Annotated in this window: 7 protein-coding genes; 5 read left to right on the plus strand and 2 right to left on the minus strand. The window is 50.2% G+C overall.

Features of this window, described 5'->3' with window-relative positions; all coding sequences use genetic code 11:
• Complete coding sequence (locus tag ACO0KZ_RS12055; protein WP_422995453.1) at positions 1–1,071, minus strand: phosphotransferase family protein; 1,071 nt, start codon at positions 1,069–1,071, stop codon at positions 1–3.
• A gap of 32 nt (positions 1,072–1,103) precedes the next feature.
• The gene (locus ACO0KZ_RS12060) at positions 1,104–2,330 is read right to left on the minus strand and encodes an acyl-CoA dehydrogenase family protein (protein ID WP_422995455.1); all 1,227 of its coding nucleotides are present in this window, start codon (positions 2,328–2,330) and stop codon (positions 1,104–1,106) included.
• A gap of 108 nt (positions 2,331–2,438) precedes the next feature.
• Here ACO0KZ_RS12060 and ACO0KZ_RS12065 point away from each other — a divergent pair, with 108 nt between their 5' ends.
• From ACO0KZ_RS12065 to ACO0KZ_RS12085, 5 genes are all read left to right on the plus strand, one after another.
• Complete coding sequence (locus tag ACO0KZ_RS12065; RefSeq protein WP_422995457.1) at positions 2,439–3,356, plus strand: LysR substrate-binding domain-containing protein; 918 nt, start codon at positions 2,439–2,441, stop codon at positions 3,354–3,356.
• Between the two features lie 196 nt (positions 3,357–3,552).
• Entirely contained in the window at positions 3,553–5,196 is a 1,644-nt protein-coding gene (locus ACO0KZ_RS12070) for an OFA family MFS transporter (RefSeq protein ID WP_422995459.1), read from the plus strand.
• 112 nt (positions 5,197–5,308) lie between these two features.
• Entirely contained in the window at positions 5,309–7,048 is a 1,740-nt protein-coding gene (locus ACO0KZ_RS12075) for an NADH-ubiquinone oxidoreductase-F iron-sulfur binding region domain-containing protein (RefSeq protein WP_422995461.1), read from the plus strand.
• 13 nt (positions 7,049–7,061) lie between these two features.
• The gene (gene fdhF / locus ACO0KZ_RS12080) at positions 7,062–9,914 is read left to right on the plus strand and encodes a formate dehydrogenase subunit alpha (protein WP_422995463.1); all 2,853 of its coding nucleotides are present in this window, start codon (positions 7,062–7,064) and stop codon (positions 9,912–9,914) included.
• 25 nt (positions 9,915–9,939) lie between these two features.
• Positions 9,940–10,791, plus strand: coding sequence for a formate dehydrogenase accessory sulfurtransferase FdhD (locus ACO0KZ_RS12085; RefSeq protein WP_422995465.1), 852 nt, complete (start codon positions 9,940–9,942; stop codon positions 10,789–10,791).
• Positions 10,792–10,967: the final 176 nt, after the last annotated feature.

Genomic DNA, 10,967 nt, shown 5'->3' on the forward strand with positions numbered 1-10,967 from the left:
TTACAAACGTGAGGCATTGATCAGGCGCAGGCAACGCTGTTCCAGATAATTACTCAATTTGCCAAAGCCAGAAAACGCGGGATTGGTGGTTTGCCCATGGAAGTAGCGGTAGTAAATTTGTTGCACGATCACCGCTAAACGGAACAAGCCAAAGATAGCGTAGAAATCGAAATTATCGACGCGGTACCCAGTTTTTTCACCGTAATAATTGATCACTTCCTGGCGAGTTAACATGCCGGGCAAGTGGGTCGGTTGACGCCGTACCGATTGAAACACCGGATCATCGTCAGCCTGTACCCAATACGCGAGCGTATTTCCCAAATCCATTAAGGGATCACCGAGCGTCGCCATTTCCCAATCGAGTACACCTATGACTTCGGTCGGATTATCCGGATTCAACACCACGTTATCAAAGCGGAAGTCATTGTGGATCAGGCAAGTGGCAAGATCTTGCGCAGGCATTTTATCCTGCAGCCATTGCATCACGCTTTCAAAGTCACCGACATCATCGGTTTTTGCTTGACGATAGCGTTCAGTCCAACCTGAGACTTGGCGTGCCACATAACCCGCACCTTTGGCGATGGATGCTAATCCCGCTTGCTGATAGTCGATCTGATGTAGCTCTATCATTTTGTCAATCACGTTCAGGCACAAACGGCGCGTGTCTTCGGCAGTTAATACTAAATCTTTTGGTAGATTCTGGCGCGGAATAATGCCATGTAGTCGCTCCATGACATAGAAGTCACAGTCCATGATCGCAGGATCACTACAAGTCGCGATCACTTCGGGCACATAGCGATACACTGGTTTCAGTGCGCTCATGATCTTTGCTTCGCGCAGCATGTCATGCGCTGATTTGGCGCGATGTCCAAACGGTGGTCGGCGCAAGATTAAATCGCGCTTGGGATAGCGTAGTAAGTAAGTCAGATTCGACGCGCCACCGGCAAATTGTTCTATCTCTGGTTCGCCGTGCAAAGCGGGTAAATGATCGCGTATAAAGACACTGACTTTTTCGCGGTCAAGCTCTTCTCCGGCGCGTACGGTGGATGCGGTATCTAACAGGGCAGTCATAGTGATCGTATTCTTCGTATTCTTCGTTTTCTTTAACCGGAAATGCCGAGGCGCTGGGCTTGTTTTTTTAATTCAAGTTTAGCAATTAAGCCGCGATGTACTTCATCCGGACCATCTGCGATGCGCAGCACGCGCGCGTAGGCGTACAAAGCGGTCAGTGGAAAATCGTCGGATAAGCCTGCACCACCATGTATTTGCATGGCCGCATCGATGACTTGCGTTGCAACGTTTGGCGCAATGACTTTGATTTGCGAAATCTCGCTCATCGCCCCTTTGACGCCGACGGTATCCATCATCCATGATGCTTTCAAGGTCAATAGCCTTGCCTGCTCGATCGCCATGCGCGCGTTGGCAATGATGTCACCATTGCCGCCAAGTTTGGTCAAGGGTTTGCCGAAGGCGACTCGACTCATTGCACGTTCACAGAGCAGTTCTAAAGCAAATTCAGCCGCGCCGATTGCACGCATGCAATGATGAATCCGACCTGGTCCTAAGCGTCCTTGAGCGATTTCAAATCCGCGTCCTAAGCCGCCGATGATGGATGATAAAGGCAGACGCACATTGGTAAAGCTGACTTCGCCATGGCCATAGGGTTCGTCTAGTGTGTGGAATACTGGGAGCATGCGTTCTATCTTGACGCCCGGCGTGTCTATTGGCACCAAGATCATCGAATGCTGTTGATGCTTATCCGCGAGCTTGTCGCTGAGACCCATAAAAATTAGGACTTTGCAGTTGGGGTGACCAATGCCAGAACTCCACCATTTGCGACCATTCAACACCACTTCTTCACCTTCCAAAATTGCGGTGGCGGCCATGTTAGTGGCGTCGCTGGAAGCGACATCGGGTTCCGTCATACAAAACGCCGAACGAATTGCACCCGCCATCAGTGGTTTGAGCCAGCGCTGTTTTTGTTCGTCTGAACCGTATTTGACCAGCACTTCCATATTTCCAGTGTCGGGCGCATTGCAGTTGAAAACTTCTGGCGCGATCATGGATCGACCCGTGATTTCCGCTAGAGGCGCATAATCAATATTCGACAAGCGTGCGCCATCTTCAGGTAAAAACAGATTCCATAACCCAGCTGCTTTCGCCTTGGCTTTGAGTTCTTCCATGACGGGCGGTTGCTGCCACAGCGTCCAATCCGAACCACCTCGCAATTGCGCGGCATAGGTTTTTTCGTTGGGAGCGATATGCTCTTGCATGAATGCCTGCATACGAGCAATCAGCTCAGCGGCGGTGTCGGAGTGGGCGAAGTTCATGGTGCGCTTTCGAATGGGTGAAGTGCTAGTGCCAAGTTTGTTGTAGCAGCATACGGTCTAGTACTTAATTATTCAAATGAATAATATGAATGTGACATAATTCATTTTATGCATATATCTCGTACCGATCTTAATTTGTTTGTCGTCCTTGATGCCATTTATAGCCAAGGCAATATCACGCGTGCTAGCCAGACTTTACATCTTAGTCAGCCAGCGCTCAGCCATGCCCTGGCGCGCTTGCGCACCATGTTTGATGATCCCTTGTTTGTGCGACAAGGGGCTGTCATGGTACCGACGCCATTTACCCGCAGCATCATCACGCAGGTACGCCAGGGACTGCAGCTGTTTGAAGCGAGTTTGCAAACTGAGCAAAGTTTTAATCCCATGCAGACGCAACGTAATTTCAATTTGGGATTGCGTGATGTGTTTGAGGCGACGGTTTTGCCGCCTCTATTGCAAAGAATCATGCAACAAGCACCGGGCATTAGCATTGCCAGTATGCGGGTGGATAGACGCGAAATTGAGCCTGCACTCAGCAGCGGCAATCTTGATATGGTGTTAGAAGTACCGATTCCACTGTCAGGCAATATCCGCCAACAGCGCGTATCGCGTGATCGCTTGGTTGTGCTGTCGCGCAAAGGACATCCACAGATGCCGAAGAAAAAAAGCCTCCCACTCGACCTCTCGACTTATTTGCAGCAAGGGCATGTATTGGTGTCATCGCGTCGTCAGGGCATGGGTTTGGAAGATTTTGAATTAAATCGTGAGGGGCTGCGGCGCCAGATTAATTTGCGTTGCCAACATTATTTTGCAGCTTGTCGCGTAGTGAGCGAAACCGATTTGTTGCTGACCATGCCAGAACAATACGGAAAAATTGCGAATGCACAGTTTACGAACCGAATTGACCCGTTTCCCTTAGCAACACAACCCATCGATGCCCATTTGTATTGGCATGTGAGTGCAGAAAACGATACTGCGAATGTTTGGTTACGCCAGCAATTGATTGCATTGATGAATGGAGCGTAAGCTCTTGTCGAATCAAGTAATGATATTAAGAACTTCTTAATCTGGTTCGTCTGCATGTCCCGCTTCACACCGTTTTCGATGTGTAATTTTGGAGTATTCTCAAAATACTTCCTGAGTAATCTGTGATTTAAGTTAAAGAAATAGTTGGGAAGCGTGCAAACAATAAATACAAACACCACATAGAAATGGAGACATCATGGCTTTTCTTGAACTATTGGCAAAGGAACGGACGATTGCCGGCAAAGGCTTTAATCGTTGGTTAGTGCCACCAGCAGCATTGGCGATTCATCTGTGCATAGGTATGGCGTACGGATTTTCTGTGTTTTGGTTACCTTTATCGAAAGCCATAGGCATTAAAGACCCAGTCGCCTGCGCCAAGGACATCGGTATTTTGGCCGAAATCTTTTCCAGCAATTGTGACTGGAAGATCTCCATGCTAGGTTGGATGTATACCTTATTCTTTGTCCTGCTTGGTTCATCGGCCGCGATCTGGGGTGGATGGTTGGAACACGCGGGGCCGCGTAAAGCGGGCGTGGTGTCTGCATTGTGTTGGTGTGGTGGTTTGGTGATTTCCGCGTTCGGAATTCACACACATCAAATCTGGCTGATGTGGCTGGGTTCAGGCGTTATTGGTGGCATTGGTCTGGGTCTTGGTTATATTTCTCCCGTATCGACCTTGATTAAATGGTTTCCTGACCGGCGCGGCATGGCCACCGGCATGGCGATTATGGGGTTTGGGGGTGGTGCCATGATAGGAGCGCCATTAGCGAATAAATTGATGACGTATTTTGCGACCCCGACATCAGTCGGCGTGATGGAAACTTTTTTGGTGATGGCAGCGATTTATTTTGTATTCATGATGGGTGGTGCCCTATCTTATCGTGTTCCGCCGACTGGCTGGAAACCAGCAGGTTGGACACCTCCGCCCGCCAGTACCAACGGCATGATCACGCAGAAACACGTCCACGTTAGCCGAGTCTGGGGTATTCCTCAATTTTGGTTGGTTTGGGGCGTTCTTTGTCTGAATGTCTCAGCAGGTATTGGTATACTCGGTATGTCTTCGCCTTTGTTGCAAGAAGTGTTTGCTGGACGCTTGATTGGTATCGATGTTGCGTTTAATGATTTGAATGCAGCGCAAAAATTGCAGATCGCTGCGATTGCGGCCGGATTTACCGGCTTACTTTCTTTGTTCAATATTGGGGGGCGTTTTGTATGGGCGTCGATGTCCGATTACATAGGGCGTAAAGCGACTTACTTTGTATTTTTCATCTTGGGATTTTGTTTGTACGCAGCGATCCCAAGTTTTGGGCACGCAGGAAGTTTAGCCTTATTTGTTGGTGCATTTTGTATTATTCTGTCTATGTATGGCGGCGGCTTTGCAACTGTACCCGCGTATCTGGCAGATTTGTTCGGCACCCAAATGGTTGGCGCGATTCATGGACGCTTATTGACAGCTTGGGCAACGGCGGGCGTGCTCGGTCCGGTGCTCGTCAATTACATCCGTGAATACCAATTAGCACACGGTGTGGCGAGGGCGGACTCCTACACCATCACCATGTATATTTTAGCCGGCATGTTGGTATTGGGATGTGCTTGTAATGCGCTGGTTCGTCCAGTCGCTGATAAGTATTTTATGACGGAAGCCGAGTTGGCAGCCGAACGCAAGCTGGCGCATGATCGAGCATTAGCCGCAGAAGTCGGTACCGCTGGTGTCGTTGGTGGCGAAGATAATAAGCCTTCCAGTCCTGTGTTGGTGATAGCCGCATGGCTGGCAGTGGGTTTGCCCTTAGCTTGGGGTGTACTGATGACGCTAGAAAAAGCGGTGGTGTTGTTTAAATAGACGCAGTGGCGGATCATGTGCATGATCCGCCTGTGGCAAAATTTGTGTAGAAATGAGCGATAAAAATAAAAACAGAAATAAAAATAGAAGCCGAGAAAAATAGGATCTGATAATGAGCAAAGTAGTGATACCCATTCATCCAACGAAGGATGCCGAAAAAGCAGGCCCGATTCAAGGTGCAAGCAAGCAACGCAAGCGCGAAGCACCGAAAGGGCGCCGGGTCGATCCGCAAGCCTTAGCAGAAGTACAGGCCTTGTTGGGAGATGCTCCGCGCACAGCAGATTTGCTGATCGAACATTTACACAAAATTCAGGATCACTACAAAGCCTTATCGGCAGCGCATTTAGCGGCACTGGCACAAGAATTGCGTCTCGCGCAAACTGAGGTGTATGAGGTCGCTACCTTCTATCATCACTTCGATGTGGTGAAAGAAAATGAAACCAAGCCTGCTGCCTTGACGGTGCGAGTTTGCAACGGCTTATCTTGTGAAATGGCGGGTGCTCAACGCCTGTTAGACAGATTGCCCGCCCTACTCGGCGCAGAAGTTCGTGTTATCGCCGCACCTTGCGTTGGACGCTGTGAGCAAGCACCCGCAGTCGTTGTTGGGCAACATGGCATCGCACAAGCAGATCTCATCAAAGTCGAAGCAGCGGTGCAAAGCGGGCAGCTGAGTGCAGAAGTCGGTGATTACTTGGATTGCGCGGCTTATCAGGCTCAAGGTGGTTACACGCTGTTAAAAGAATGTGTGAGCGGCAAACGCGAATTAGAGAACGTTTTGCAGACCATGGAAGATTCCGGTTTGCGCGGACTTGGCGGCGCGGGCTTTCCGGCTGGACGCAAATGGCGGATTGTTGGCGCAGAAGCAGGGCCGCGTTTGATGGCGGTGAATATAGATGAAGGCGAGCCTGGCACGTTCAAAGATAGATTTTATCTGGAACGCGATCCGCATCGTTTTTTGGAAGGCATGTTGGTCGCAGCTTGGGCGGTCGGCATCGCAGATATTTATATTTATCTGCGCGATGAATACCATGCCTGTCGCGCTATCTTAGAACAAGAATTAGCCTTGTTGCGCGCAAGTCCGCCTATCGCCAATATGCCAACGATACATTTGCGACGCGGTGCTGGCGCCTATATTTGCGGGGAAGAATCCGCAATGATTGAATCGATAGAAGGTAAGCGCGGTATTCCCCGTTTGCGCCCGCCGTATGTGGCGCAAGTCGGTTTATTTGGACGCCCCACGCTGGAACATAATTTTGAGACCTTGTTCTGGGTGCGCGATATTTTGGAAAAAGGTGGCGTTTGGTTTAGCGCTCAGGGGCGCAATGGTCGTAAAGGTTTGCGTTCATTCTCGGTTTCTGGACGGGTAAAAAATCCGGGTGTGAAACTGGCACCAGCGGGAATTACGATACAAGAATTGATCGATGAATATTGCGGCGGTATGGCCGATGGCGAAATATTCTATGCCTACCTGCCAGGCGGTGCATCGGGCGGTATTTTGCCAGCCAGTATGAATACCATCCCGCTCGATTTTGATACCCTGCAGCCTTACGGATGCTTCATCGGTTCTGCCGCTGTGGTGGTTTTATCGGAACGCGACAGTGCGCTGAATGCAGCGCGTAATCTGATGCATTTCTTCCAGCATGAATCTTGCGGTCAATGTACACCGTGTCGTGTGGGCACCGCTAAAGCGTCAGCGCTGATTGCGCAAGATCATTGGGACTTGCCTTTGTTGGCAGAGCTATCCACGGTGATGCGCGATGCCTCAATTTGTGGTCTGGGGCAAGCCGCGCCTAATCCTGTCGATTGTGTGGTGAAGTATTTTCCGCACGAGCTCAATTCAGTGAATCAGTAAAGGCGACAAGACTATGAATGCAATTACCCGCAGCCAGATGGCAGAGATGGATGTTCCTACTGTAAATTTCAGTTTGAATGGTAAAGAAATCACAGCGCGCAGCAATGAATTGCTGATAGAGATCGCTAAGCGTGAGGGTGTCGAGATTCCCCACCTATGTTATCGGTCCGGCATGGAAAGCGTCGGCAATTGCCGTGCTTGTATGGTCGAGATCAATGGTGAACGGGTACTGGCACCGAGTTGCTGCCGTTATCCTTCCAATGGCATGCAAGTTGTGACTGACAGCGTACGTGCAACCAACGCGCAAAAAATGGTGCTTGAATTATTGCAAGCGGATATGCCCGAAACCAGCTACACACGCCATAACGAAGTCGATCTATGGGCAGAGAAATTACATGTGGGTAAACCCCGCTTCGCCGCAGCGGAAAACCGTGTGCCAGTGCCACAAGACGCCTCGCACGCAGCGATCACCGTGAACTTGGATGCCTGCATACAATGCACGCGCTGCCTGCGCGCTTGTCGCGATGAACAAGTGAATGATGTGATAGGCATGGCGTTCCGTGGCGATGCCTCGAAAATTGTGTTCGATATGGATGACGCGATGGGCGCATCGACCTGTGTCGCGTGCGGCGAATGTGTGCAAGCTTGCCCGACAGGCGCTTTGATGCCGGCGCGTGATGCTGCTTTGACCGTGCCTGATAAGCAAGTGGAATCGGTTTGCCCTTATTGCGGCGTTGGCTGCCAGCTCACCTATAACGTCAAAGACAATCATATTTTGTTTGTTGAAGGTCGTGATGGCCCGGCGAATCACGCACGTTTGTGCGTGAAAGGCCGTTATGGTTTTGATTACGCGCATCACCCACATCGTTTAACGGTGCCTTTAATTCGTCGTCCAGAAGCCCAAAAAACTGGTGACTTTGTGATGGATCCAGCGCATGTGATGGAGGTATTTCGAGAAGCGAGCTGGGAAGAAGCCTTGGCATTCGCGGGCGGTAAACTCAAACAAATCCGCGATACCAAAGGTAAAAAAGCGCTCGCCGGATTTGGTTCTGCCAAAGGCAGTAATGAAGAAGCCTATCTGTTTCAAAAACTGGTCAGGGTCGGTTTTGGCAGTAATAATGTCGATCACTGCACGCGCCTGTGCCATGCCTCATCCGTCACAGCACTGTTAGAAGGCATAGGCTCCGGTGCGGTATCCAATCCCGTGATGGATGTGACGAAAGCAGAGGTCGTGATTGTGATCGGTGCAAATCCGACAGTGAATCATCCAGTTGCCGCTACTTGGATTAAGAACGCGATAGAAAATGGCACTAAACTAGTGGTGATGGACCCGCGCAAATCGGATCTGGCGCGCATGGCACATCGCTATTTGCAGTTTAAGCCTGATACCGACGTCGCACTGCTCAATGCCATGATGCATGTGATCGTGCATGAAAATTTGGTCGATAAAGACTTCATCAATAGCCGCACCATAGGTTATGCAGAATTAGAGAAGAATGTTGCTGGTTACAGTCCGGAATTGATGGCGCCGATTTGCGGCATAGCTGCTGACACCATCCGTGAAGTCGCTCGCCTATATGCGACATCCAAAGGCTCGATGATCTTGTGGGGTATGGGTGTGTCACAACACGTCCATGGTACTGACAATGCACGATGCTTGATCGCGCTGGCCTTGATGACCGGGCAAATCGGCAAACCGGGCAGTGGTTTACACCCACTGCGTGGGCAAAATAATGTACAAGGTGCATCCGATGCCGGTTTGATTCCTATGATGTATCCCGATTATCAACGCGTCGATAACGCCGCTGCACGTGCCCGTTTTGAGCAAGCTTGGAACTTGCCAGCAGATACTTTAGATCCGCAACCAGGCTTGACCGTCGTTGAAATCATGCACGCGATTAAGCGGGGTGAAATCAATGGCATGTACATCATGGGTGAGAATCCTGCCATGTCCGATCCTGATGCAAATCATGCGCGCGAGTCTCTTGCTGCGCTCGATCATTTGGTGGTGCAAGATATCTTTCTGACCGAGACGGCTTATTTAGCCGACGTGATTTTGCCCGCTTCTGCCTTCCCCGAAAAAACGGGTAGCTTCACGAACACGGATCGCTTGGTACAAATGGGACGTCAGGCGATAGATCCACCCGGACAAGCGAAACAAGATTTGTGGATCATCCAGCAAATGGCGCAACAACTTGGTTTGAATTGGCAGTATCCCAACGTGGGTGCGGTGTTTGATGAAATGCGTCACACCATGCCGAATATTGCCGGCATTACCTGGGAGCGTTTAGAGCGCGAACATGCGGTCACTTACCCTTGTCGTCACGAAGGTGATGCTGGTGAATCGGTAGTGTTTACCAAGGAGTTTCCGCGTGAAACCGGACGTGCGCGATTTGTTCCTGCTGACATCATTCCCGCCAACGAGCGTCCTGATAGTGATTACCCTATGGTGCTCATCACAGGTCGCCAACTCGAGCACTGGCACACCGGCAGCATGACGCGTCGCACCGCGGTGCTGGACGCGATTGAACCCGATCCCGTCGCATTGGTGCATCCGCTTGATTTGGCAGACATGGGTGGGCAACCTGGCGATATCGTCACAATCACTTCACGCCGTGGCGAAGTCAGTTTGTATGCCCGCGCCGACGATAGTTCACCGCGCGGTGCAGTGTTTGTACCGTTTTGTTATTACGAAGCAGCGATCAATAAACTCACCAATGCCGCACTCGATCCGTATGGGAAAATTCCTGAGTTTAAATATTGCGCAATTAAGATAGTGTTGGGTGGAACAGAACCCGTGCAGGGCAGTTATGGCGGTGGTCAGGTGTTGGCGAAGTTACAGCAAACAGCCGCGACACGAAATTGAAACCCGTATTTCCAAAGATGAAGTAATGACGAACAGGTACCGCCCGCAGCTATCCTCCAGCAGTATTCACCTCACGCAAGACGTCGAGGTGATGGATGAACACGGGCGTAGTTCAGTGATAGCGATTCCTGCGGAACGGCCTTTAACGGTTTACATCGATAAGCGCGAATTGGTGACTTTAATGACTTTAGGCGCCAATCCCGAAGCCTTAGTACTTGGCTATTTGCGTAATCAACGCTTAGTGCGCAGCTTGGACGAAATCATCTCGGTGCAAGTTGATTGGTCAGTCGATGCAGCGGCAGTGATTACTCGCAATGGCATTGCCGATATCCAAGAGCGTACCGCGAAAAAAGTCGTAACCACCGGATGCGGTCAAGGCTCGGTGTTTGGCGGGCTGATGGATGAAGTTGATACCTTAGTCTTGCCAGCGGACGCCCAATTAAAGCAATCGGTGCTGTACCGTATCGTCGATACCATACGCACTCAACAATCGGTCTACAAACGCGCTGGCTCGGTTCATGGCTGCGCCTTGTTTTCTGATAGCGGTGAGCTGCTGTACTTTATCGAAGATGTCGGTCGGCACAATGCCGTCGATGCGATTGCCGGTTTGATGTGGCTGGATGAGCTTATCGGCGGCGACAAAATTTTCTATACCACTGGACGCCTGACTTCAGAAATGGTGATCAAAGGCGCGCAAATGGGCATTCCGTTTTTGCTCTCGCGTTCAGGCACCACCCAGATGGGGCATATGGTCGCGCAAAAGCTGGATATGGCCTTGTTGGCACGTTGCAGCGGCAAACATTTTTTATTGCTAAGCGGCAAGCATCGTTTGGTCTACGAACCTCATATATTGGATGCGACGCTCAAGTTGGCTTGATAGGCAGCCTACTAAGCAGAAAAATCCACCATTTAATTGATTTGTCATACCTATTACATCTCGACTATGCAATATGCTGGCTGAATGAAGCCTAAATCGATATTTAGTTAAAATTTATCGAAGTCATAAATTTAATTGAGTTGATCTATCGGTCTCTGCTCTCTAGAATCAAATCC

This window comes from Undibacterium sp. Di24W (genome assembly GCF_049340325.1).
Taxonomy (GTDB): domain Bacteria; phylum Pseudomonadota; class Gammaproteobacteria; order Burkholderiales; family Burkholderiaceae_D; genus Undibacterium.